Origin of the sequence: Streptomyces sp. KL116D, from assembly GCF_030766975.1 — a bacterium.
Taxonomy (GTDB): Bacteria; Actinomycetota; Actinomycetes; order Streptomycetales; family Streptomycetaceae; genus Streptomyces; species Streptomyces longispororuber_A.
This window is the reverse complement of record NZ_JASERH010000123.1, coordinates 1-23,153: the sequence shown is the minus strand read 5'-3', so window position 1 is coordinate 23,153 and position 23,153 is coordinate 1. Positions and strand designations below refer to the sequence as shown.

The 23,153-nt window shown below is 71.3% G+C and carries 13 protein-coding genes and 9 pseudogenes; 16 read left to right on the top strand and 6 right to left on the bottom strand.

Features of this window, described 5'->3' with window-relative positions:
* Nucleotides 1-31 precede the first annotated feature (31 nt).
* From RBJ77_RS45580 to RBJ77_RS45570, 3 genes and pseudogenes are all read right to left on the bottom strand, one after another.
* A pseudogene (locus RBJ77_RS45580) lies at nt 32-2,335 on the bottom strand (MFS transporter); the annotation flags it as partial.
* Nucleotides 2,336-2,666: 331 nt separating this feature from the next.
* Nucleotides 2,667-2,945 (bottom strand): annotated as a pseudogene (locus RBJ77_RS45575) (SRPBCC family protein); the annotation flags it as partial.
* Nucleotides 2,897-3,112, bottom strand: a complete 216-nt coding sequence (locus RBJ77_RS45570; RefSeq protein WP_372350335.1) for a hypothetical protein — start codon at nt 3,110-3,112, stop codon at nt 2,897-2,899. The gene RBJ77_RS45570 and the pseudogene RBJ77_RS45575, both read right to left, overlap by 49 nt.
* A gap of 155 nt (nt 3,113-3,267) precedes the next feature.
* Here RBJ77_RS45570 and RBJ77_RS45565 point away from each other — a divergent pair.
* The 3 genes and pseudogenes from RBJ77_RS45565 (at nt 3,268) to RBJ77_RS45555 (ending at nt 6,308) form a co-directional block, all read left to right on the top strand.
* Nucleotides 3,268-4,330, top strand: a pseudogene (locus tag RBJ77_RS45565) (Rv2578c family radical SAM protein).
* 123 nt (nt 4,331-4,453) lie between these two features.
* A pseudogene (locus tag RBJ77_RS45560) lies at nt 4,454-6,067 on the top strand (alpha/beta hydrolase).
* Nucleotides 6,068-6,134: 67 nt separating this feature from the next.
* Nucleotides 6,135-6,308, top strand: coding sequence for a Rid family hydrolase (locus RBJ77_RS45555; RefSeq protein WP_372350334.1), 174 nt, complete (start codon nt 6,135-6,137; stop codon nt 6,306-6,308).
* 602 nt (nt 6,309-6,910) lie between these two features.
* On the opposite strand, the pseudogene RBJ77_RS45550 reads toward RBJ77_RS45555, so the two are convergent.
* A pseudogene (locus RBJ77_RS45550) lies at nt 6,911-7,471 on the bottom strand (adenylosuccinate lyase); the annotation flags it as partial.
* Between the two features lie 312 nt (nt 7,472-7,783).
* On the opposite strand from RBJ77_RS45550, the gene RBJ77_RS45545 reads away from it, so the two are divergent.
* From RBJ77_RS45545 to RBJ77_RS45535, 3 genes and pseudogenes are all read left to right on the top strand, one after another.
* Nucleotides 7,784-8,095 (top strand): 3-hydroxyacyl-CoA dehydrogenase NAD-binding domain-containing protein, encoded by a 312-nt coding sequence (locus tag RBJ77_RS45545; RefSeq protein ID WP_372350333.1) that lies wholly within the window; start codon nt 7,784-7,786, stop codon nt 8,093-8,095.
* Between the two features lie 63 nt (nt 8,096-8,158).
* The gene (locus tag RBJ77_RS45540) at nt 8,159-8,506 is read left to right on the top strand and encodes a 3-hydroxyacyl-CoA dehydrogenase NAD-binding domain-containing protein (protein ID WP_372350332.1); all 348 of its coding nucleotides are present in this window, start codon (nt 8,159-8,161) and stop codon (nt 8,504-8,506) included.
* Nucleotides 8,507-8,524: 18 nt separating this feature from the next.
* Nucleotides 8,525-9,409: pseudogene (locus RBJ77_RS45535) on the top strand (3-hydroxyacyl-CoA dehydrogenase family protein); the annotation flags it as partial.
* An 8-nt stretch (nt 9,410-9,417) separates the two neighbouring features.
* Here the strand turns inward: RBJ77_RS45535 and RBJ77_RS45530 are convergent.
* The gene (locus RBJ77_RS45530; protein ID WP_372350340.1) at nt 9,418-9,690 is read right to left on the bottom strand and encodes a hypothetical protein; all 273 of its coding nucleotides are present in this window, start codon (nt 9,688-9,690) and stop codon (nt 9,418-9,420) included.
* Between the two features lie 56 nt (nt 9,691-9,746).
* Here RBJ77_RS45530 and RBJ77_RS45525 point away from each other — a divergent pair.
* From RBJ77_RS45525 to RBJ77_RS45500, 6 genes and pseudogenes are all read left to right on the top strand, one after another.
* A pseudogene (locus RBJ77_RS45525) lies at nt 9,747-10,605 on the top strand (helix-turn-helix domain-containing protein).
* 288 nt (nt 10,606-10,893) lie between these two features.
* Nucleotides 10,894-11,166: a hypothetical protein gene (locus RBJ77_RS45520; protein WP_372350331.1), complete on the top strand. Its 273-nt coding sequence runs from the start codon at nt 10,894-10,896 to the stop codon at nt 11,164-11,166.
* 369 nt (nt 11,167-11,535) lie between these two features.
* Entirely contained in the window at nt 11,536-11,625 is a 90-nt protein-coding gene (locus RBJ77_RS45515) for a hypothetical protein (RefSeq protein WP_372350330.1), read from the top strand.
* Complete coding sequence (locus tag RBJ77_RS45510) at nt 11,615-12,001, top strand: hypothetical protein (protein ID WP_372350329.1); 387 nt, start codon at nt 11,615-11,617, stop codon at nt 11,999-12,001. The genes RBJ77_RS45515 and RBJ77_RS45510 overlap by 11 nt, the downstream gene beginning before the upstream one ends.
* Nucleotides 12,002-12,470: 469 nt before the next feature.
* The gene (locus tag RBJ77_RS45505) at nt 12,471-13,157 is read left to right on the top strand and encodes a glycosyltransferase family 2 protein (RefSeq protein ID WP_372350328.1); all 687 of its coding nucleotides are present in this window, start codon (nt 12,471-12,473) and stop codon (nt 13,155-13,157) included.
* A 1,178-nt stretch (nt 13,158-14,335) separates the two neighbouring features.
* A complete protein-coding gene (locus tag RBJ77_RS45500) occupies nt 14,336-14,530 on the top strand; it encodes a hypothetical protein (protein WP_372350327.1) in 195 nt (64 codons plus the stop codon).
* Between the two features lie 571 nt (nt 14,531-15,101).
* Here the strand turns inward: RBJ77_RS45500 and RBJ77_RS45495 are convergent.
* Nucleotides 15,102-15,224: a hypothetical protein gene (locus RBJ77_RS45495; RefSeq protein ID WP_372350326.1), complete on the bottom strand. Its 123-nt coding sequence runs from the start codon at nt 15,222-15,224 to the stop codon at nt 15,102-15,104.
* A 1,552-nt stretch (nt 15,225-16,776) separates the two neighbouring features.
* Here RBJ77_RS45495 and RBJ77_RS45490 point away from each other — a divergent pair.
* The 4 genes and pseudogenes from RBJ77_RS45490 (at nt 16,777) to RBJ77_RS45475 (ending at nt 22,862) form a co-directional block, all read left to right on the top strand.
* The gene (locus tag RBJ77_RS45490) at nt 16,777-16,974 is read left to right on the top strand and encodes a hypothetical protein (protein ID WP_372350325.1); all 198 of its coding nucleotides are present in this window, start codon (nt 16,777-16,779) and stop codon (nt 16,972-16,974) included.
* 1,600 nt (nt 16,975-18,574) lie between these two features.
* Nucleotides 18,575-19,904: pseudogene (ccrA, locus tag RBJ77_RS45485) on the top strand (crotonyl-CoA carboxylase/reductase); the annotation flags it as partial.
* Between the two features lie 87 nt (nt 19,905-19,991).
* Nucleotides 19,992-22,071 (top strand): annotated as a pseudogene (locus RBJ77_RS45480) (methylmalonyl-CoA mutase family protein); the annotation flags it as partial.
* 311 nt (nt 22,072-22,382) lie between these two features.
* Nucleotides 22,383-22,862 carry a hypothetical protein gene (locus tag RBJ77_RS45475; protein ID WP_372350339.1) on the top strand — a complete coding sequence of 160 codons (480 nt, stop codon included), beginning with the start codon at nt 22,383-22,385 and terminating at the stop codon, nt 22,860-22,862.
* The last annotated feature ends 291 nt before the right edge of the window (nt 22,863-23,153 follow it).

The window sequence follows — 23,153 nt, the reverse complement described above, 5'->3', positions numbered from 1 at the left end:
GAATTGGGCGAGCCCCCGTAAGGGCGCGGGGCTAGTCCTCGTGGCCCAGCTGGAGGTCGCGTTCCGTACGGCCGCCTCCCGCGACCTGGAGCACGGTCGCGACCGGAGGTAGCCCGCCGCGATGACCGTGTACTCGCCCGACGACAGGTCGACGAACCGGAACGTGCCGTCGGGGCCCGTGGTCAGCGTGTCCACGACGTTGCCCGCGGCGTCGAGCAGGGTAGACCCGGGCCTCCTCCACGGGCCGCCCGCCACTGGCCCGCACCGTCCCCCGCAGCACCGCGCCACCCGCCAGCTCCACGTCCTGGCGGGTCTCCCGGGAGGCCATCACGGTCACCGGGAGCGCGGCGGGGCGGGGACGCAGGGGGCGCTCGCCGCGAGGGTGTACTCGCCCGCCACCAGCTCGGTGATGACGTAGCCGCCCTCGCGTCCGCTGCGGGTGGTGGCGACGACCTCGCCGTGCACGTTCGTCAGCGTGACGGTCGCCTCCCGTACGGGAGCTCCGTCGGCGGTCAGCACGCAGCCGGCGAGCCGGCCCGCGCCGCCGAGCACCACGTCCAGCTCGACGGGCCGCTCGCCGACGGTCACCGTGACGGCCTGCGGCTGGTGCCCGCCGGCCGCCGCGATCAGCTACGTACGAACCGGTGCCGGGCGTCGACAGGGCGTACCGGCCGTCCTCGCCGCTGGCGCCGCGCCCGATCTGGGTGCCGCCGACGCTCGATCAGGGTGAGCGCGGCACGCGGTACGGCGGTCCCGTCGGAGTGCTGCACCGTTCCGCAGACCGGGACTCCGGCGGCGTAGGACACCCCGCTCCTGCTGCGGGACGACGGGGTGCTCGGCCGGGGACGAGGGCGAGGAAGGGGGCGGCGCTGGACAAGAGGGGGTCTCGCTGAGAAGAAGGCGAGCAGGCCCAGGACCAGGACCGGCACCAAGTAGAGGAAGATGCGGGGGCATCGCGTCGGCGTACGCCTCGATGTACGGGGGCGCGCAGGGCCTCGGGCATCGCGTGCACGAGCTGCGGGGTGATCGACTCGGCGTCCGGGCAGCTCGCCGCCGGTCGGCAGCCGGTCCGCGAGGGAGTCGGCGAGCCGGTCGGCGAAGAGGGTGCCGAAGATCGCGGCGCCGACGCTGCCGCCGATCTGCCGGAAGTAGTTGTTGGCGCTGGTGGCGGTGCCGAGGTCGGCGGCGCGCACGGAGTTCTGCACGGCGAGCACGAGCACCGGCATGATCAGGCCGATGCCGGCGCCGAGCACCGCCATGTAGACGCTGTACTCGAGGCGCGGGGTGTCCACTTCGAGGCGGGACAGGAGGTACATCCCGAGCGTGGACAGGGCGCCGCCGAGGATCGGGTAGAGCTTGTAGCGGCCGGTGTGGCTGATGAGCTGTCCGGAGACGATCGACGCGCCGACGACGCCGCCCATCATCGGGAGCATCAGGAGGCCCGACTCGGTGGCCGAGGCGCCGCCGACCATCTGCAGGAACGTCGGCAGATAGCTGGCCGCGCCGAACAGCGCGACGCCGACGACCATGCCGACCAGGCCGCTGAGGTTGAAGACGGAGTCGCGGAACAGCCGCAGCAGGATGATCGGTTCGGCGGCGTGCTTCTCGGCGAGGACGAACAGCGCGGCCGAGACGACGGCTCCGGCGGCGAGCCCGATGATGACGCGGTCGCCCCACTCGTACTCGGTGCCGCCCCAACTGGTCAGCAGGACCAGGCAGGTGGAGGCCGCGGCGAGCAACAGGGCGCCCAGGACGTCGAGTCGGGCCTTCTTCTGCGGCTTAGGGGAGCTTGAGGACGACGGCGGTGACCGCGAGGGTGAGCAGGCCGAACGGCACGTTGAAGTAGAAGCACCAGCGCCACGAGAGGTGGTCGGTGAAGTAGCCGCCGAGCAGCGGGCCCGCGACCGACGCGAGGCCGAACGCGGCGCCGATCAGGCCCATGTAGCGGCCGCGTTCGCGGGCGGCACGATGTCGCCGATGATCGCCTGCACGCCGATCATGAGGCCGCCCGCGCCGACGCCCTGGACGGCGCGGAACGCGATGAGCTGGTCCATGCTCTGCGCCCGGCCCGCGAGCGCGGAGCCGATGACAGACGACGATCGCGAACTGGAAGACGCCCTTGCGGCCGAAGAGGTCACCGAGCTTTTGCCGTAGATCGGCAGGCCGATGGTGGACGTCAGGGAGGTAGGCGGTGATCGCCCAGGACATCTTTGTCGAGACCGTGCAGCTCGCCGACGATCTTCGGCAGCGCGGTGGCGACGATCATCTGCTCCAGCGCCGCGAGCAGCAGCGCGAGCATCAGACCGACGAAGACCATCCGGACCCGCCGCGGACTGGAGTCCGTCGCCGGGCAACTGCGGTGGCGCGGCGGGCCGTCGGGGCCCGGTCGGGGTGGCCGGTTCCGGCACGGGGGCCGTCACCGGCCCCCGACCGACCCCGGTCACCAGCGTCGTCGTGCCCACCTGCAGCTCCCTCGTCGCCCCTTGCGCCGCCCATTTCTCGCATTGCGCGACAACGGGGGCAAGCGCGACGATTCGCTGTTCGAGACGGGTTTCGTCGACGAACGCGCCGGTCGGAGCCCCTACGGCGTACAACCGGCGCGAAACGAAAAAGCCACTCGAAACGGTGAGCGGCAGATCAGTGTGCGCGTGTCCGGTTCCACGCGGTCACTTCTCGACCTCGGTGGCCAGCTTGGCGAGGACGGCGTCGTAGATGCGGCCGAGCCCCTTCGGCGCGAAGGTCTTCTCGAAGAAGCCGCCGATGCCGCCCGCGCCGTTTCCCACACGGTCGTGACGACGACCTGACCGACCGTCGCCCGCCGGGGTCACCCGCCACGTCGTCACCATCGAGGAGTTGCGGTCCCTTCTCGACGAGCTCGCTGTCGGTCGGCTCCGCCTCACCTCGAGCAGGCAGTCGCGGATGCGCTTGCTGGTCGCCTGGAGCTTCCAGTGGACGAGGGTGCCCTCGCCGTCGCCGCCCCGCGGACCTCGTACTCGCTGAAGTGCTCGGGGAGCAGCTTCTCGCGTGTGCCGTTGTAGTCGGCGAGGGCGTCGAACACGTCGTCCGGCTTCGCGGCGACGACCCGTTCCGTGGTGGCCTCGACCTGCGCCATGACTCTTCCTCCAGCACTTGGTTCCTCAGGGGCTCGCCAAAGCCAACCACCCCCGTACCTGCCACAAATCCGGGTCCTGGCGGGCATCACCGGACGGCCCGCACGATCAAGGAACATGTGTTCTATTGTGTGGCCAGTGCTACCGAGGAGGCGTCATGCGCTGGGAGAACCTCACGGACCCGACGGGGTCCCACGGACGACAGGGCCGACCACGGCCGGGCGCCTGACGCCGCGCTGTTCGGCGCGGACGCGGTCGGTCCGCCGCACCGTCGACACCCCCTGAGTTCGCCGGGTGACGTTCCACGAGATCGGGCCCGGTCGATCGTGAACCGGGTGCCTGCGTCCCGGATGCCGTTCTGAGTGGACCGTCAACCCGTACCGGGGCTGCACCCACGCGTGCGTCTACTGCTTCGCCCGCAACACCCACAGCTACCTCGACCTCGACACGGGCCTCGGCTTCGACAGCCAGATCGTGGTGAAGGTGAACGCGCCGCAGCTGCTGCGCGGCCACCTCGCCTCGCGCCGCTGGCACGGCGACCACATCGCGATGGGCACGAACGTGGACTGCTACGCAACGGGCCGAGGGGCGCTACCGGTTGATGCCCGGCATCATCGATGCGCTGCGCGACGCACGCGAACCCGTTCAGCATCCTGACGAAGGGCACGCTGATCCTGCGCGACCTGCTGCTGCTGCGCCAGGCGGCCGACGTGACGGACGTCGGCATCTCGGTCTCGGTCGGCTTCTGTGGACCAGGAGCTGGGGCGCACCGTCGAGCCGGGCACCTCGCGCCCGAGCGGCGGCTCGACGTCGTCCGGGCGCTGACCGACGCGGGGATCGGCTGCGGGGTCCTGATGGCGCCGGTGATCCCGTTCCTCGGCGACCACCCGGACCAGCTGCGGGCCACGGTGCGGGCGGTGGCCAGGGCCGGCGCGACGTCGGTGACACCGCTGGTGCTGCACCTGCGCGCCGGGGGCCCGCGAGTGGTTCCCATGACGTGGCTCGGCCGGCACCACCCGTATCTGGTGCGGCGCTACGAGCGGCTGTACGCGGAGGGCGCCTACGCCCCGAAGTGGTACCAGCGGCGGGTGACCCGGCAGGTGCACGAGCTGGCCGAGGAGTTCGGGATCGGGCCCTCCCGGGCGGGGCGCGCGCGCCGGGTCCGGGCGGCCGCCCCCGAGCCGGCCGAACCTGGGCCGACCCAGCTGTCCCTGCTCTGAACGGCCGTTGCGCACAATCGGGTCAACTTCCGGCAGAACGGATTCTTCCGCGCAGCTCGGGGACGATGCGGCCGGGGGCCGTGGACTCACGGCCCCGAACCCCCCTCCGTCCTGGGAGGCCTCATGAAGAAACGCGCCGTAGCCCTGTGCGGCATCGCCGCCCTGGCCGCAGGCACCGTCGTGACCGCCCCGGCCGTGGGCGCCGACGCCGGGCCGGCGCCCGCCCGGCCGCGCACACGGCCGTTTCCCTGGAAGAAGTGCGGCACGAAGGACTACCCGACGCTGCAGTGCGGGTCGCTGAAAGTGCCGCTCGACCACGCCGCACCGCACGGCCGGCAGATCACGCTCGCCCCCTCCCGCGTCCCGCACACGGCGAAGACGTCCCAGGGCCCGCTCCTGGTGAACCCCGGCGGCCCTGGCGGCAGCGGGCTCACCTCGCCGCTCGTCGCGTCGAGCCTGCCGGCGAAGGTCGCGGCGCAGTACGACGTGATCGGCTTCGACCCGCGCGGTGTCGGCGCGAGCCGCCCCGCCTTGACTGCAGGCCCGGCCACTCTCACGCCGGTGCGCCCGCCGAGCGTCCCCTCCTCCGGGGCGATCGAGGACGCCAACCTGAAGCGGGCGGCCGCGTTCGCGCAGAGCTGCGCCGACAAGTACGCGGACCTCCTGCCGTACATCGACACGGTCAGCGCGGTCCGCGACATGGACGCGATCCGCGCGGCGCTCGGCGCGAAGCGGCTGAACTACTTCGGCTACTCCTACGGCACGTACCTGGGCGCGGTCTACGCGAAGTACTTCCCCGAGCGGGTGCGGCGCTTCGTCCTGGACTCGATCGTCGACCCGACCGGCGTCTGGTACCAGGACAACATGGGGCAGGACTGCGCCTTCAACGCCCGCCACCAGGCGTTCCTGGCCTGGGCGGCGAAGCACGACGCGACGTACCGGCTCGGCAAGGACCCCGCGAAGGTCGAGGCCGCGTGGTACCGGATGCGGGACGCGCTCGCGAAGAAGCCCGCGGGGAAGAAGGTCGGGGCCGCGGAACTGGAGGACACGTTCCTGCCCGGCGGCTACTACAACGGCTACTGGCCGCACCTGGCCGAGGCGTTCGCGGCCTACGTGAACGACAAGGGACGCCGATCCGCTCGTCGAGGCGTACGAGACCTTCGCCGCGGTCGACGCCGGCGACAACGGGTACAGCGTCTACGCCGCCGTCCAGTGCCGTGACGCGCACTGGCCGCGCGACTGGAACCAGTGGCGCGACGACAACTGGCGGGCGCACGAGAAGGCGCCGTTCTCCACGTGAACAACGCTCGGTACAACGCGCCGTGCGCGTTCTGGCCGACGAGGTCCCTGCACCCGACGGACGTCGCCAACTCCGCCGTCCCGCCGGTGCTGCTGTTCCAGGGCCACGACGACGCGGCGACCTCGTACGAGGGCGGCGCCGTGGTCCACCGGCTGCTGCGCGGTTCGAGCCTGGTCGTCGAGCAGGGCGGCGGCAACCACGGCATCACGCTCAGCGGCAACGCCCGTTTGGACCCGGTACCTGTCGGCCCATCTGGCGTCCGGCGACGCCGCGCAGCGGTGGCGAGATCGACGCGGTCTGCGCCAAGCTGCCCGACCCGGAAGCCGCTGACGACGAAGGCGTCCACGGGTCCCTCCGACGGCACCGAGCTGCACGGCCTCCTGGGGTACAGGCTGATCCCTCGTGCGGTACGGGGGTGGGTGAGGATGACCGCATGACGACTCACCTCACCCACATACCGGCCCGACGGCTGCGGCACCGGCCACGGCGTACACCCACGTGGTCATGGGCACGCCGGCTGATCGCCGTGTCCGGCCAGCCTCGCGCTCGACGAGAAGGGGCGCGCTGGTCGGCCGCGGCGACCCGTACGCGCAGGCGCGCCAGGTGTTCGAGAACCTGCGGCGCTGCCTCGCGTCCGCCGGGGCCGGGTTCGACGACGTCGTGAAGCTGACGTACTAGCGACGGACATGGCCTGGATGCCCGCGGTCCGACGGTCCGCGACGAGTTCCTCGACCCGGCCCAGCGCCGGCGGCGTCGGCGGTCCAGGTGGCGGCCCCTGGTGGGGCCCCCGAGTTCCTGATGGAGATCGAGGCGTTCGCGGTGGTGCCGCGGTGACGTCGGCGGCGCCGCTGCTGATCCGGCCGATGACGCTCGACGACTGCGACGCGGTGGCCGAAGTGCGGGCGCGCGCTGGCGGCAGTTCGCGTACGCCGGACTGATGCCGCAGACGTACCTCGATGCGATGAAAGCGTGGGTTCGACGCCGCGCGCCGGCGCGAAGTGTTCGGTCGGGGCGGCGATCTGGTCGCGGAGCGGTCGGGATCGGTGATCGGCTGGGCCTGCCATTTGGACCGTCCCGCGACCGCGACCTACCGCCCGGCGAGGCCGAGTTGTACGCGCCGCGCCCGCGGGCCTGCCGGGTCCCGATTCTCGCCGCTGACACATCGGTAGCTCCCGCGTGCGGGCACGTCGTGGAGTGCTCGTCGCAGTTCCTCTGCGCCCCTGGAGCGCGCGCTGCACCTTCGCCCCGCCACATCCGCATTCACGGTTTCCGGCAGCTCCCGCCAGGGCCGCCGAGGCCGCCACCGCGAGGCGTGGGTGGGCGCACGCGTCCAGGTGAGGACCTCGCGGGCGCGGGGGGTCCGCGAGGCTGCCGGAGGCCCCGGACGCAGGCAGAGCCACCTGCGGTACGGGTCGTGCCAGTCGGCGGCGCAGCGTCTCGATCAGGGCCGGCGCCGATCCGGGCGCCCTGGAGCTTTCGGGCGGGAGCAGGCGGACCGGTGGAGGGCGGCCGCGACAGCAGCTCAGCTCGTGGCCAGGCCGCCGCGGCACGGGCGGTCCGGGGGTCGTTCAGCGCCAGGCCCGGGCCGCCGCCGCAGCGCTCCGGGCCGTCCCGGTGGCTGAGGAGGAGCGACGAGGGACTCGAAGGCCCGGCGGTCCCCGCCAGGCCGAGCCGGTACGCGGCCAACTTCGCGGGCCCACAGGGGCTGTTCCGGCGCCGTCAGCACGGCCTGCCAGATCATCGCGGTCGTCCGTCGCTTCGCGAGCTTCGGAAGGCGTAGTGGCGTCCCGCCGGATTCCTTTCCGGATGCGCTCTGTCACCGCGGTTCGCTCTTCGTCCATGACGTCGAGGGTAGATTCGCGCCGTAGCCTGCGGCGGACGTAGATCACAGAGAGACTGGCCAACGACAAGGGCTGGCGCGCTCGTTACCCGGCGGTCAGCTCAGGTGAGCGGGACATACTCCGCAGCACAGCGCTCCCGGTGGCCTGGTGACGCAGCCGCCCGGAGTGTCAGTCGGTCCAGTATCGACGGCTTGCGGCCAGGGCCGGGCTCGATTCACCATCAGCGGCAGCGCGCTCAATTCGTACGCCACGGGCCCACGTCGGCATACCTGGCGTCGCGCGCGCCCTCGGTCGTCACGCTCCTGGAGTCGGATGGATCGCTCCCCGTCCCCGTCGCCGTCGTCGTCGCCTGCTTCCTCTCTCACCACCGCCGCCGTCGTCGGCCTCGGCACGATGGGCACCGGCATCGCCGAAGTGCTCGCCCGCGCCGGCCGCGAGGTCATCGGCATCGACATCAGCGAGGTCGCCACCGCGCAGGCCGTCGCGTCCCTGGAGGCGCGCGCACGAGCGCGCGGTGCGCCGCGCGAGCACTCCTCACCGAACAGCAGCGGGCCGGACCTGCTGGCCCGGTTCCGTACGTTCACGGGACCTGCAGGCAGGCCGCGGCCGACGCGGACCTCGTGACCGAGGTCGCCCCTGAGTCGTGCGAGATCGGGCAGCAGATCTTCCGCAGCCCTGGGCGACACCGTGCGGCCCGGGACCGTCCTCGCGACCGGCGCACCAACGCGTTCGTCCGTGACCCGGCTCGCCGCCGACTCGGCACGGCCGGCCGAGCGCGTCCTCGGACTGCACTTCTTCAACCCGGCCCCGGCGATGAAGCTTTCCGTCGAGGTCAGTCTCCAGCGTGCTGACCGCGCCGACCGCCGTCGCCGCCGTCACCGATCTCGCGATCGAGCTGGGCAAGGAGCCCGTCGCGGTCGGCGACCGGCCCGGATCCGTCGCCGCACGAGCCTGCTCTCGGCTACCGAACCAGCCGCCGCCAGGACACGCGAGGCCAAGCACGCCTCGCGCGCGAGGACATCGACGCCGCGATGAAGCTGGGCTGCGGGCCGCATGGGGCCGCTCGTGCCCGTGGCTTCTCGTGACCTGGATCGGCACTCGACACGGCCCGCACCGGTCCTCGACGCCATGCACGCCGAGTCGCACGACCGCTCGCACGCGCCCCGATCCCTCGTTGCAGCTCAGCAGAGGCGGGCCCTGACCGGGCGCAAAGGCGGGCCGCGCGGCTTCTACTCGTACAGAGCGCCGGGCAGTTCCGTGGTGGTGCTGGGACGCGCTGACGCCGCTGGCCGACGCCCTCGCCGCCCCGCTGCGCACCAGTCCGCCTCGGTGGGTGTCGCGGGCCCGGGGACCCGCGGCCTCCGGGATCGCCGAGGTCGCGAAGCGCCGGCTACCAGGTCGGTGCCTGCGGCCCGCAGCGAGGAGCGAGAAGGCGCAGCAGGCCGAGCGCCCGCACCGGCACGTCGCTCCAGCGTTCTGTCGAGCGAGCGGCCGGATGAAGGCGGGAGGCCGCCGAGGCCGCGCCGCCCTGATCACCTTTCCGGCCGGTTCGTACGACGTTTCTCTGCCGACGTCGACCTCGCCTCGGAGGCCGCCTGCCGAGGACCTGAGATCGGCAGCAGCTCTTCGCGACGCCCGACAAGATCTGCAAGCCGCGCGATCCTGGCGACGACCACGCGTCCTCGCTGCCGCCAGCCGTCGCCTCGCGCCCGCGCCACCTCGCGGCCGCAGGACGTCATCGGGATGCACTCTTCAACCCGGCGGCGCGATGAAAGCTCGCCTGAGGTCGTGCGGACCGTGCTGACCTCCGACGACGTGCACGCCACCGTCCGCGATTCGACCCTCACGGTGCGCAAGCACCCGGTCGACTGCGACCGCGCCGGGTTCATCGTGAACGCGTTGCTGTTCCCGTACCTGAACAACGCGGTCAAGATGGTCCAGGAGCACTACGCGTCGCTCGATGACATCGACGCCGCGATGAAGCTCGGGCGGCGGCTATCCGGATGGGCCCGTTCGAACTCCTCGACGTGGTGTGACGCCTCCTCGCCATCGAGAAGGTGCTGCACCGTCAGAGCCTCGCGACTCGCACCGCACCGCTGCTCGAACACCTGGTGGCCGTGGGCTGCCTCGGCCGCAAGATGGCCGTGGCTTTCCGCGAATATGCCCGGCGCTGAGCCGGGTACGGAGGCCGGAGCCGGCTGGGCGGGCTGCTCGAGCATCGGGCGGCCCGCTTACCGGGAGCGACTTGGAACGTACATGCAGTACGTTCGGGGGCATGACGCCCGTTTCCCAGGCCGACCAGTCCTCCCGTACACCCGCCACGACCGGCGCCTCCGGTGCCTCCTCGACGCGCCCGAGAGCGCCGCGAGCAGCGTGCGCGGCCCAGCGGCTCAAGATGCGCCGCGAGCTCGCGGCCGCGGCGATGGAGCTGTTCGCCACTGAAGGGGTACGAGGCGACGACGGTCGACGAGACCGTCGCGCGGGCCGGCGCTCGCCCGCCGCACCTCTTCCGGCACTTCCGCTCCAAGGAAGCAGGCGATCTTTCCCGGACCACGACGACACCCTGGTGCGCGCCGAGGTCGTGCTGAACGCGGCGCCGCCGCTCGAGCACCCGCTGGACACGGTGTGCCGCGGCATCAAGGAAGTCATGAAGATGTACGCGGGCTCGCCCGCGTGGCCGTGTGCGCCACCAGCTCACCCGCGAGGTGCCGATCGCCGCGCCGTGGCCGAGACTCGCCTCGGTCTCCCGCCACGAGCGCCTCTCTCTCTCGCTACCTCCTGGGCCACTTCGACGAGCAGGCCCACCACACGTGACGGCGTCGACGACCCGCTGCGCCTGCCGAGGTCGCCGCGTCCGGCAGCGTCGTGACCGCCCACAACCACGTGCTGCGATCGCTGGCTGCGGCCGGCGGCCAGGGCGATGTGGAGAGCCAGCTGGACCACGCCTTTCGCCATCGTGTGGCGCACGTTCGGCACCGGCATCGGTGCGGGCCGCACGCCCGCCGCACCGGCCCCCGCCGCGCAGGTGTCGCACACCGATGAGGTGCTGGTGACCGTGGCCCGCACGGATCGCGCCGCTGGCGGAAGTGATGCGGACGATCGAGGAAGCCCCTCAGGAATCGGTGAATCGGTAAACCAGCTCCCTCGCCCCATAGCCGGTAGCCGGAAATTCGCAACCGGCAGGGGACTTCCAGGACCGATGACCGGCCACGTGCAGTGCGGTGGTTCGCCCTGCGTGCCCGACTGATTGTCCACCCCATCCACCGCAGCTGTACGAACCTATTCGGTATCTCCCCGGTGCACTGAACCCTGTGGCATGCTGACGCGCTTTGAGCCAATCCGACCGATTCGCGTCCGCGGCGTCCATATCCGCGATCCAGGGGGAGACCGGATATCGGGGGACCGGGGATCAGGGGACTTCAGTGGGTGCTTCAGAAGAGCGATTCACGCATGCCGCGACGCCGGTCGTAGGCATCATCGGACTCTGGTATGTCGGCCTGCCGACCAGCGCCGCCCTGCCTCGACCTGCGCGCGCGATCGGCGTCGCCGACGCGCGACGGCTCGCCGCGATCCGCGCGTACGACGTGGATCTGCTGCCCACCGACCATGCGCGCCTGCGCCGTCAACCACCCAGCCAGCGCTCTCTGTTGACGTCGGATCCGAACCGAACTGCGGGGCCGCCGAAACCGTGTTGATCTGCGTACCGACGCCGGTCGACGACCATCTCGTGCCGGACCTGCGGGCCCTGGAGGGCGCGTACGCTCCGCGGTCGAGCAGGCGCCGCGCCGGCAGGCCATCGTCCCGACCTCGACCAGCCGCGCGGGCACCACCCGCGACCTGCCGCCCGCCCGCTCGCCGAGCGGGGCCTGGCCGTGCCGCAGGACGTGTGCGTGGCGGTACGGCGCTTTCGGAGCGGATCGACCCGGGCAACGCCGCGCGCACACGCAGGGACACCACACCCCGGGTGATCGGCGGTGAGCCCGAGTGCACCGGCGCGCGGCGGACATGCTGCTGGCGCACCGGTGCCCTCGGGTGCACGAGGTCCTTCGCCGGAGGCGGCGGAGATGACCAAGCTCCTGAGAACACCCTTCCGGGCGGCGAACATCGCCCTGGCCAATGAATTCGCCACCATCTGCGGGAGAGTTGGGGCCTGAGGCCATCGAGGTCATCGAGGCCGCGGCGACGAAGCCGTACGGGTTCATGCCGTTCTTCCCTGGGGCCCGGCGTCGGCGGGCACCGCATTCGTGCGACCCGCACCACCTGCTGTGGCAGCTGCGTGAGCGGCGGGTCGCCTCGCCGCTGATCGACACCGCGACGACCGCCATCGCGACCCGCCCCCACCAGGCACGGCGGGCCTGCGAGGTCCCGCCGACGCTGGGACGGCGCTGCGCGTCTCGATCTCTGATCGTGGGCGTCGCCTACAAGCCCGCGGTCGCCGATGTGCGCGAGTCGCTGCCGGTGGAGATCCTGGCCGGGCTGCGCACGGCCGGCGCCAGGTGGCGTACGCGGATCCACTGGTGCCCGAACTGACCGTCGAGGGGCAGCCGTTGAAGGCGGTGACGAACCCCGCGAACTGCCCTGGGACCTGGTCCTGATCCACCTGTGCAGCCGCTTCAGGACCTGTCTGGGATCCCCGACCGGGTGCCGGTCCTGGACACCACGTACCGGCTGCAGGACTTCAAGCTGCAGGGCGGTCGTATGAGCCTGAGACGGAGCCCTCCCCGATCCGTGGGCGGCGCCCCTGCCGCCCGTGACGACCGCACCCTCACCCTCGCTCCCGCCGCGCGCGCGGGCGGTTCCGGGACGCCGGTCCGCGGCCGCCTGCTCGCTTCTGCGGGACCGGCGGACCCGGGCGTGCGGCAGGCAGTGCACGGCGGGCTCGGTCGTGGTGATCGTAGCTGCCGCCGCGCTGCTCAGGGCTGGCGCGAGGCGCCGCGCCTGGTGCAGCGGCACCGCTGCTGCTCGGCTACGGGTTCACGGTCCTACCGGTACGATCGCGATGCTGTTCATCGCCTACGCCGCTACGACGACCCGTCGCGCACCGCACCACCGCCCCCCGCCGCCTCGACCGGTTCCCGCGCTGCCCGACGTCCCGCGGGTCAGCTTTCTGGTGGCCGCGAAGGACGAGGAGGAGGGCATCGAGGAGTGCGTGCGCTCGATGGCCGGAAGCGATCAATTCGACGGAAGTCGTCGTCGTGGACGACGCGTCCGAGGACGGCACGCGCGTGATCCTACGGCTGGAGCGCGAACTACCGCTGAAGGTCCTCTACTTGAGGAGAACGTCGGCAAGAAGCACGCTCTGGTGAAGGCCGCCGAGCAGGCCACGGGCGAGGTCATCGCGTTCACCGACTCCGACTGCGCCCGCTGGCGCCCGACGCCCGCAGCGCTGCGCGTCACGGCGCTGGTGCACCACCCGAGCTGGCGCGGTCAGTGCCACGCCCGCGCCCTCAACCCCGACGCGACTCACTGCTCTCCCCGCACGCAAGACGTCTGGTACGAGGGGCAGTTCAGAGTCGCGAAGGCGGCGGAGGCCACCTTCGGCTCGGTGTCGCGTGTCGGGACCGCTCGCCGTTCCGCCGCGACGCCATCTACAACTATCTCTGCGTGGGGCGGGCGACCGGCTGGCGGCGAATTCCGCTTCGCCACCGACCGACAACTGACGGGATATGTTCTCGGACAGTGCTGAAAGGCCGGAAATTGAAGAAGCGATATTCGACTCGCCCTTCGTCAAAGCTAGCCGACCACCCTGAACTGCTGTAGGGCAGCAATGGCTATGTGCAATCGGCGAGAGTGTGGACGACGGTACCCGCACGATACTAACCGCTCATGCGGCAGCAAGTGCGCTGGAAGAAGAGTTTCATCCGTAATCTCTTTTCTTCACCGGGACATTCATGGCGCAGGGGACTCGGACCCGCCGTCCTCTTCTACGGGCACGTGCTGGGGTGCTGTGCGCGCCCCTGATGGCCGCACGCCACCTGGTCTGGGCGCCGCACCACGGGCTGTGGTTCCTGACCTGGGCCTGTATCTCGCGGGGATCATCCTCAAGGGCACGGTCTGGGGCTCGCCTTCAAGGTCGACAACCCGGGGACGCGAACTGGCGCTGCCGGCCGCTGATGAGCCTGCTGTCGTCGCTGCTGTCGTGCGCTGCTGCCGTACTCTTCGCCGCTCACGATCCGGCGCGGCGTGTGGTCGAGGAGTCGGTCATGAGGCAGCCGGTGCGCGCGGGCCGGATCACGGCTGCAGCGCTCACGGCGGCGCTCGTCGCGCCCGTGTACCTGGTCCTCACCCGGGGAGCTGGCCGCCATGGCCTTCATCGACGCGCACCCCGGGTGGACGGTGCGGGTCGCACGGCGCGGGTGCGGGGTCGTCCTGACGCGCCACCGTGGTCGTGCTGGCCGTGCCGCCCTGGCGCCCTGGCGGCTGTACCGGTACCAGCGGTTCGTGACGCGGCAGGAGGACACCTCGGCCGCTCCGGTCGACGGGGCGGCACGGGAGCGCTGGAGTGGGCATGGCGGCCGGGCTGCCCGAGTGGCCGCGCCCGTCGTGCTCACTCACCACGACATCGCGAAGCGGCAGTCCGAGCAGTACGTCGTCGGCCCCCAGGCCTTCGAACGGCAGAGAGCGGTCGTCGGCGGCCGGCGCACCGCACGCTCGCCACCGTCGACGAGTTCCAGAGGTACCTGCTCGGCGGCCCGAAAGCCGTGCTCGGTCCTGCTCACCTTCGACGACGCACGCACGGCCTGTGGACCTACGCGGACCGCATCATCCCGCCCGCCACCGCATGCACGCCGTGTCGTTCCTGATCAAACCGGCGAGGTCTCGGTGAAGCGGCCCTACCACCCGTCCTGGCGGGAAGTCGACCGGATGGACAACTCTCCCGGCCGCTGGGACTTCCAGAACCACACCCACGACCTGCACACACCCGCAGCCGCATCGGGCCCGGACGGCGAGACCGGCTCGCTGCTGATCAACCGCCGCTACCTGGCCCTCCACCGGGCGGCCGGAGTCGCAGGCGCGCTACGACAGCGGGGTGCGCGCGGACCTCGACACGTCCCCTGAAGGAGTTCAGGGGCACGGGCTGGCGACGCCGCGGCTGTTCGCGTACCCGTTCTCGGAGAACGCGCGCCCCGGCGACCATGCCTCCGCCTACGTCCACGATCTGCTCAACCGCCTCTTCGCTCGCGGCCCTCTCGGACAAGACGGGCACCGCGCAGCCGGTCGGCCGGCGCTCACGGTCGCCCAGCAGTACCAGCGCCTCGAGGTCTTCGCTGGACACCACAGCGAGATGCGCTGCTGCGGCAGGTCACGGCCCGTACGCCGGTGCCCGCGACCGGGGATCCGCTGCGGGCGCCGCAGCGCTGGACGGCACGACCGGAAGCCCCTGACCGACCTGCGCTTCCTCACCGGCAAGGGCCCCCACCCGCGCAGTGGCCTACCGGTACGCGGCCTACGCGCGTACGGGTCCGCCGACTGGGGACCACTACATGGTGACCGCCGACGTACGGGCGCTCGATCCGCGCGGTGGCGGCGTCAGCGTGTCCGCCCGGGTGGGTTCGCCCGCGCAGGTGGCGGCGCGCGTCTCGTACGACAGGCTCCAACTGGTGCTCGGACAGTCAGTGGCGGCGGAGCGTCAGCTGCTGCCCGGCGCCCGGCACACGGTGCGGGTGCGCGCGGCCGGGGCCCGCACGACGGTGACCGTGGACGGGACGGCGCAGGTGTCCACGCAGCACGCGTGGCGGGGCCCTGCGGGCACCGGCGCGGCATCGCCCTCATCCTGTCCCGGCGGGGCGTGCCGGACTGGCCCGCGGTCGGCCGGGTGCGACTCGCCTCTGACCGCCGCGACGCGACCCGGGCGCGCGCTTCGACGGCGTCGGGCCGTGGCTGAGAGCGGAAGCGCCGCACCGGCGCTGGGCTGGACGCGTTCCGCGGTCGTGGTCGGCGGGGGCCGGGTGCAGCCGGTCGGCACCCGCGGATGGTCGGGCTGCCGCGTACGACGGCACAGCAGGAGGTGGACGGGACTACACGCCGGTGCGCGACGGTCACCGGACTGACCGGAGCGAGGCTGCACGCCAGTGTGACCGTGCGGGCGCGCGCCTGCGAACAGCTCACCGTCCGGATGTCGAAGGGCTGTACTCGGTGCTGACGTGGGACCGGACAGGGTGGCGGGTGACGTCGCGCAAGCCTTCGCGCGGGCGGACCGGCGGACCGTGACCATCACGGTGCGGCCTTCGACGTCACGCTGGTGCGGGTGGCCGGGCACGTCCGCCCTGGAGGTCCCGGGGCGTACGGCGGCACGGGCGGCATCGCGCCATGGAGCGCGTACCGGGGTCGCGTCGCTGCAGCCGTGGCCCAGGTCTCGACGCGGCGTCGCTGCTGACCGGGCCCGGCGGGCACACCAGCGGAGGGTGCCGCCGCTGGTACGCCGTTGGCCCGCGGCGGTGGGCGGCTGATCGCGGCGGCGCTCGCACTGATCGCGGCCCCGCTGATGGCGTTCGGTCTGTCCGGCGGCGACACGGGGATCGGGGCGTTCCGCCCCGCTTCCCAGCAGGGCCTGGTCGCAATGAGTTCGCGTGCTGGCACCACCACGGGCGCACGTCCGCCACTCCCCGACTGGACCATGACGAGCGGCTCGCCGTTCGGCGGGACGGCGCGGGGCTGGACCGGCGTGCCCGGCGGCGACGGCCCGGACGCGCGCGCTCGGCCACCGGCATCGGACTCGGCGGTGTTCCGTGCTCGCCAGCCGCAGAAGGGACTTCGGGCCGGACGACGGTGTCGGCTGCGGCTGCGCGTGCAGCGGATGGACGACGACGGGGCGCACCCCGTCGCGGCGGTACGACGGGGGTGCACATCTGGCTGCGCTTCCACAGCGAGCAGGGAGACGTACGCGGTGAGCGTGGCACGCCGGGACGGCGAGGTCGCGGTGAAGAGCGCAAGACGCGCGGGGCGGCACGTCGAACGGCGGCATCGTACGTCACCAGCTGGCGCACGCCCGTGCGCCTGCCCCGATGGGGAGTTGGTACCCGGTGAGCACCTCGGCCGGCACCCCCGCCGACGGCCGCGTCCGCCTCTCACCCTCGATCTGGCGGGCCGCCGTGTGCTCGACGTCGTTGGACTGACGAGCCCGGGAGCTGGCGGCCCGGGGCGGTCGGCATCCGGGGCGACAAATACGGAGTTCCTGTTCGCAGGCTTCGTGGCGTGGGGCGGCCCGGTAGGCCGTCCGCCGGGGCGCGCGCCGTCCGGGCAGCGCCGTCCTCACCCGTCCCACCCCATCGAACACATCCGGAGAAAGAGGCGTCCAACTCGCCATGACAAGGTACGACACCTACCCGCGCGGGCCAAGCTCGCCGCACTCGCCGTCCCTGGCCGCTCTCGCGGCCGTCCTGGTCCCCGCGGCCACCGCCGCCCACGCGGCCCCGCCGGTGACCGCTCACCTCACGTTCGACGACGGGACCGCCGACCACTTCACCACCGTAGAAGCCGATCCTCGGACGACCACGGCATGAAGGCCACGTTCCACGTGAACAGCGACCGCCTCGGTGACGCCGTGGCATCTGAGACAGCCGCCTTCAGGTGAAGCAACTCGCGGCCGGCGGACGGGGAGAGTCGGCGGGCACACCGCCACCCACGCCCGGCTGCCGGACCTGAGCCCCGACGACCAGCGCCGCGCGAGATGCTGCAGCGACCGGCGGCCCTGCTGAAGCTCTCGGTCTGAGCGTCAAGAACTTCGCCTACCCCTTCGGCGCCGACACGGCGGCCGCAGGGCTGCGTCGCCGACTGCGGCTACAACTCGGCGCGCGCGACGTGGGCGGCCTGGTCACCCTCCTGGGTCGTGCGGCGGCGGGTGTCCGTACGCGACGGCGGTCCCGCGGAACCCGTACACGCGGTCCGCACGAGGCGACTCGGTGACCACCTCAGGCCAGCTTGGCCACGCTGCAGTGTTACGTGACCCGGGCGGAGGCGAACGGTGGCGGCTGTGCCGATCGTCCGCCATCACGTGTGCAACGGCTGCGAGCCCACCTGGCGCGACGACGCCCGCACTCTGGACGCCTTCCTGGACTGGCTCGCCGCCCGCGGCTTTGCATCGGCGGTCGACGCCGCGGTCGACGCTTCGGTCCGCCGCGGCCCGGCGTCCGGGTCCGGCACCTCGACGCTCCAGAACGCCTCCCTGGAGGCGTGTCGTCGGGCGGCGCCGACCTGCTTCCAGCTGGGGCGGCCGGCACCAACGTACGTACCTCGACGTACACGACGGACGCCCGCACCGGCTCACGCGCGCAGAGAGTCGACGTCACCTCCTGCACGGACGGCGACCGCAAGCTCGTCACCCGTCAGGGGACACCGGCGCCTGCGCCCCGGCCGTCACCGCGGGCCGCAGCTACGCTGCGGCCTGCGGTTCAAGGGCAGCTGGCCGGCCGGCGCTCCGGTGAAGATCAGCGTGGCCCTGCGGGGGCACCGGCGCCTGGGCGTACTGGACGGGCTCACCGGCGTACGCACCGTCGCGTCGGTCTGGCAGCACGCGGTGTTCACGACGCCGGCCGTCCTGTCGGGCAGCACGGCGATCAGTTTCGGCCTGTCCCTCCCGGCGGTGGGGAACGATCAGGGTGGACGACCTCTCACTCGTACAGACCTGAGAACGGTTCACGCGGGCAACGACGTGGCACTGCGTGCCACGTCAAGCGCGCGCTTCTCCTGCGCCCCACCCGCCTTCCCCGACCCTCAGTGATCGATCATCGGTGATCCCCTTGTGACGGTCAGAAACCCTCTGACCACGGATGATCGATCATCGCTCGCCTGGAACCGTAAAGATGATTTCATCTGAGCGCAACCAATGGCACGCAGTGCCTTGCCCAGCTGTCACGGTGTGCCATACGTTGCCAAGGTGTCGGGCGGCCGGCGTGCAGAGAACTTCCGCACAGCGGCTGTCACGAGCCCGCGACAGACCGTGACCCGTGCGCGACGCCTGCGATCGCAGGCAACCTTCCAAGCGCCACACCAAGCGCTGCCACAGCACCATCCGCCGAACCGACTCTTGGCACACCTCAGTTCCCCTGCAGCCGCACCCGACTCAGCGTTCCCCTCAAGACGCTCACTGCCGGAGCATCCACCGTGAAGGACATCCTGGACGCGATCAGTCGCAGACCGCCACGTCTGCCGACTTCGCCGCCCCTGCCGCTCCCGACTCGTACCGCGCGATCACCGTGCACAAGGACGAGACGGAGATGTCTGCAGGGCTCGGAGTCCCGCGAAGGACCCCCGCAAGTCGATCCACCCTGGACGACGTGCCGGTGCCCGAGCTCGGTCGGGGCGAGGCCCTGAGTGGCCGTGATGGCCTCCTCGGTCAACTACAACTCGGTCTGGACCTCGATCTTCGAGCCGCTGTCGACCTTCGGGTTCCTGGAGCGCTACGGCCGGCTCAGCGAGTCGACCAAGCGCCACGACCTGCCGTACCATCATCGGCTCCGACCTGGCGGGCGTCGTGCTGCGCACCGGCCCCGGCGTGAACGCCTGGAACCCGGGCGACGAGGTCGTCGCGCACTGCCTCAGCGTCGAGCTGGAGTCGAGCGACGGCCACAACGACACGATGCTCGACCCCGAGCAGCGCATCTGGGAGCTTTCGAGACGAACTTCGGCGGTCTCGCCGAGATCGCGCCTCGCCTAAGTCCAACCAGCTGGATGCCGAAGCCGGACCACCTCGGCTGGGAGAGGCCGCCGCTCTGGTCTGGTGAACTCCACCGCCTACCGCCAGCTGGTCTCGCGCAACGGCGCCGACGCATGAAGCGGGGCGACAACGTCCTCATCTGCGCCTCCGGCGGCCTCGGCTCGTACGCCACGCAGTCTCGCGCCGGCCGGCGGCGCCAGCTGATCTGTGTCGCGTCTCCTCGAGGAAGGCCGACATCTGCCGGTCCATGGGCGCGCCGAAGCGGTCATCGCGACCGCAAACGCCGAGGGCCAAGCAAGTTCTGGAAGGACGAGCGCACCCAGGACCCCAGCGTAGTGAGGAAAGCGCTTCGGCGAAGCGCATCCGCGGAGTTCACCGGCGGCGGAGGACATCGACATCGTGCTTCGAGGCACGGCCGCGAGAGACCTTCGGCGCCTCGGTCTACGTCACCTGCAAGGGCGGCACCATCACCACCTGCGCCTCGGACACTCGGGCTACGTGCACGAGTACGACAACCGCTACCTGTGGATGTCGCTGAAGCGCATCATCGGCTCGCACTTCGCCAACTACCGCGAGGCGCGGGAGGCCAACCGCCTGATCGCCAAGGGCAAGATCCACACGCCGACGCTCTCCAAGGTCTGCTCCACAGGAGGACGGTCGGGCAGGCGGCCTACGACGTGCACCGCAACCTCCACCCAGGGCAAGGTCGGCGTCTGCGCTCGCCGCGAGGGCCTGGGCGTGCGCGACCACGAGAAGCGCGCCCAGCATCTATCGGCGTACCATCCTCCGCTTCCCGCAGCGTCTGAACACCCCAGAGGAGCAGCGGCCTGGGCGACTGAGCGTCAGAAGGACCGGCCGTGGCTGATGCGGACCTACCGCCGGTCACTCCCACGGCGGGAGGCTCCAGCGAGGCTCGTGCGCGGCGCAACCTCGCCAAGGCAGACGGGCCGTCGGTCGCCTCGACCTGCCGGCCAGACCGGGTACGACCCGGCCGCGGTCGCTCGCCCGCGGCGAGGTCGGCCGGGTCGGCGTCGTCTCCCATCTCGGTGACATGCGGCGCCTGTTCCAGGACATCCCCCTGGAGCAGATGAACACCCGAGCGACTCATTCATCAACGCCACCGCCATGTGGGCTTCTGGCGCTCTACCAGGTCGTCGCGGAGGAGCAGGGCGCGGACATCGCGACGCTCCAGGGCACGACGCAGAACGACATCGTGAAGCGAGTACCTGTCGCGGGGACGCACGTCTTTCAAGCCGGGCTCCCTCGCTGCGTCTGACGACCGACAGCGCGATCGCCTGCCACGGTGTCCCACATCGTAAGTGGAACCCGATCAACATCTGCTCGTACCACCTTCAGGGAGGCGGGGGGCCACTCCGGTTCACAGGAGATCGCACGCGATGTCTTTCACCGCCATCGCGGTTCCTCTCGATGCCGCACGGGCGATCTCTCCTCAGGGCAGGTCCCCGCCGAGAAGTCTGGGGACGTCAGGCCCGCATCTCTCTTTCTTTCTGGGAACGCGCGTCCAGCCATCACGGAGGAGATGTGCAAGATAGCGGGCGCGTCTCGGGCGGATCTGGGACTCAGACTCACGCGCGAGCGGTACGGCATCGAGAACCTCGAAGCAGCGCCGTTTCCGGTACGGCGTGCAGGCGAAACTCGCTGTCTGGCTCCGGACCGAGGCGCAGCCGCCGGAGAACAACGTCCAGCGGATCGTGCCGTGATGCTGGCCGTGACGCTGTCGAAGGACGCGCGCCCGGGCCGTCCAACTGCCCGCCTGGAACGAGGCGTTGGGCCTGCCCCGCCCCTGGGGACCAGCAGTGGTCACTGCGCATCCAGCAGGTCCTGGCGCACGAGAGCGACCTGCTGGAGTACGAGGACATCTTCGCGGGCTCGCACGTCATCGAGAAGAAGGTCGACGAGCTCGTCGCCGATTCCCTCGCGGAGATCGACCGATCCAGGAGATGGGCGGCGCGATGGCCGCCGTCGAGTCCGGCTACGCAAGTCGCAGCTCGTCTCCTGCGACGCCGAGCGCCGCGCCCGGATCGAGGGCGGCGACGAGAAGATCGTCGGCGTGAACATCTACGAGTCGACCGAGCCGAACTTCGCTCACCGCCGACCCGGGACGCCGCGATCATGACGCAGGACCACCAGGTCGAGGCGAAGGTCGTCGGGGCCACCGGCGACTGGCGCACCACGCGCCAGGAGTCGAGCGACCGGCAGGGGCATGGGCATATGACCCGTTCCACTACCCGACCACTTCGGCCAGGCCCTGGAGCGCTCATTAGGGAGGCCGCCGCTTCGCGGGCAACCGAGAACCTCATGGAGGCCACTCGAGTGCGCCCGCGCCGGCGTCACGACCGGCGAGTGGTCGGAGGCGCTGCGCGAGGTGTTCGGCGAGCTCCGGCGCCCACGGCGTCTCGTCGGCGCCGGTCGCGGTGACCGCCGGAGGAGGGCACGCCGCTCGCCCTTCGTCCTCTCGCGAGGAAGGTCCGGCCGGCACCGCGACGTAACCGGCGGCCGGCTGCGTCTGCCGGTCGGCAAGCCGGGCCTGGACGGCCACTCGAACGTGGCGCCGAGCAGATCGCCAGTGCGGGCCCGCGACGCCGGGTTCGAGGTGGCCCACCAGGGCATCCGGCTCACTCGAGCAGATCGTGTCCGCCGCGTGCTCGCCGTGAGGACGTGCACTGCGTCGGCCTTGGTCGATCCCGTCCGGCCGCATCGCCGAGCTGCGCCGGACGCGTCCTCGGACCGGCTGCGCGGGAGGCGGGCGCGACATCCCGGTGATCGTCGGAGCGCATCATTCCGAATGCAGACGCCGAGGACCTGAAGCGGGCGGGTGTGGCCGCCGTCTCCACCCCCCAAGGATCCTCTGGCACCACGGAGATCATCGGCCGTATCGTCGACGAGATCCGAAAGCGAACAAATCCTCGACCCGTTGGAGGTCGCACGACCAGCTCTGTCAACCTGCCTCTCTGGCCGCGCCGCTCCTGTCTCGCCGTCCCGGGCAGCAATCCGCGCTTCCTGGGAGAAGGCCCAGGGCCTGGCCGCCGACCAGGCCTTCCTTGGACCCTGAGGACGCCTGCGCCCCGCTGGCCGCCGGAGTGCCCGCCGGCACACCATCGTCAAGTTCCCTCAACGAGGGTGACTCGGACGGGCAAGACGCGCGTCGCGGGTCAACGACTGGACGACCGAGCGGACCTACTCGCGACGTCGTGATCTGTCGTGGAGGGCGCCGGCCAGAACCTCGACCGCATCATGCTGCCGAAGGTCCAGACGGCCGACCAGGTCGTCGCCCTGACCCGCTGCTCACGCAGATCGAGAAGACGATGGGCTTCCGAGGTCGGCAAGATCGGCATCGAGGCGCAGATCGAGAACGCGCAGGGCCTGAAACAACGTGAACGCGATCGCCGAGGCGCTCCCGCGCGCGCGAGACGATCATCTCTCGGCCCGGCCGACTTCAGTGGCCTCCATCAACATGAAGTCCCTTCTGGTCGTCGGCGAGCAGCCGCCCTGGCCACGGCGCGGACGCCTACCACTACATCCCTGACGAAGATCCTGATGGCGGCCCGCGCGAACGACCCTCCAGGCGATCGGACGGCCCCTACCTCCAGATCAAGAACGTGGACGGCTTCCGGGAGGTCGCAGCCGCGCCGCCGCCCTGGGCTTCGACGGCAAGTGGGTGCTGCACGGCCAGGTCGACGCGGCCAACGAGGTCTTCTGCCCCCGCAGGAGTGACTACGACCACGCCGAGCTGATCCTCGACGCGTACGAGTACCGCACGTCCGGAGGCGGGCGGCGCGATGGGCTCGGCAGGGATGCTCGGCGACGAGATGTATCGACGAGGCCAGCCGCAAGATGGTCCCTATTACTCTCGGCAAGTGGGCCGGGCCGCCGGCATGCAGCGCACCCAGCAAGCGGAGGCCCCGGAGGCGTAAGTGAAGCGGCTAAGGCGCACGAAACGCGAAAGCGTTTCACGATAAATGCGAAAAACGGTTAAACACCCAAACCTCCAACTGAACGAAGTAC

Coding starts and splice junctions, on each gene's coding strand:
- RBJ77_RS45570 (WP_372350335.1), bottom strand. CDS start 3,112: ATGGCGCAGGTCGAGGCCACCACGGAACGGGTCGTCGCCGCGAAGCCG.
- RBJ77_RS45555 (WP_372350334.1), top strand. CDS start 6,135: ATGGGCACGCCGGCTGATCGCCGTGTCCGGCCAGCCTCGCGCTCGACG.
- RBJ77_RS45545 (WP_372350333.1), top strand. CDS start 7,784: ATGGATCGCTCCCCGTCCCCGTCGCCGTCGTCGTCGCCTGCTTCCTCT.
- RBJ77_RS45530 (WP_372350340.1), bottom strand. CDS start 9,690: ATGCTCGAGCAGCCCGCCCAGCCGGCTCCGGCCTCCGTACCCGGCTCA.
- RBJ77_RS45515 (WP_372350330.1), top strand. CDS start 11,536: ATGACCAAGCTCCTGAGAACACCCTTCCGGGCGGCGAACATCGCCCTG.
- RBJ77_RS45505 (WP_372350328.1), top strand. CDS start 12,471: ATGCTGTTCATCGCCTACGCCGCTACGACGACCCGTCGCGCACCGCAC.
- RBJ77_RS45500 (WP_372350327.1), top strand. CDS start 14,336: ATGGACAACTCTCCCGGCCGCTGGGACTTCCAGAACCACACCCACGAC.
- RBJ77_RS45490 (WP_372350325.1), top strand. CDS start 16,777: ATGACAAGGTACGACACCTACCCGCGCGGGCCAAGCTCGCCGCACTCG.
- RBJ77_RS45475 (WP_372350339.1), top strand. CDS start 22,383: ATGCTGCCGAAGGTCCAGACGGCCGACCAGGTCGTCGCCCTGACCCGC.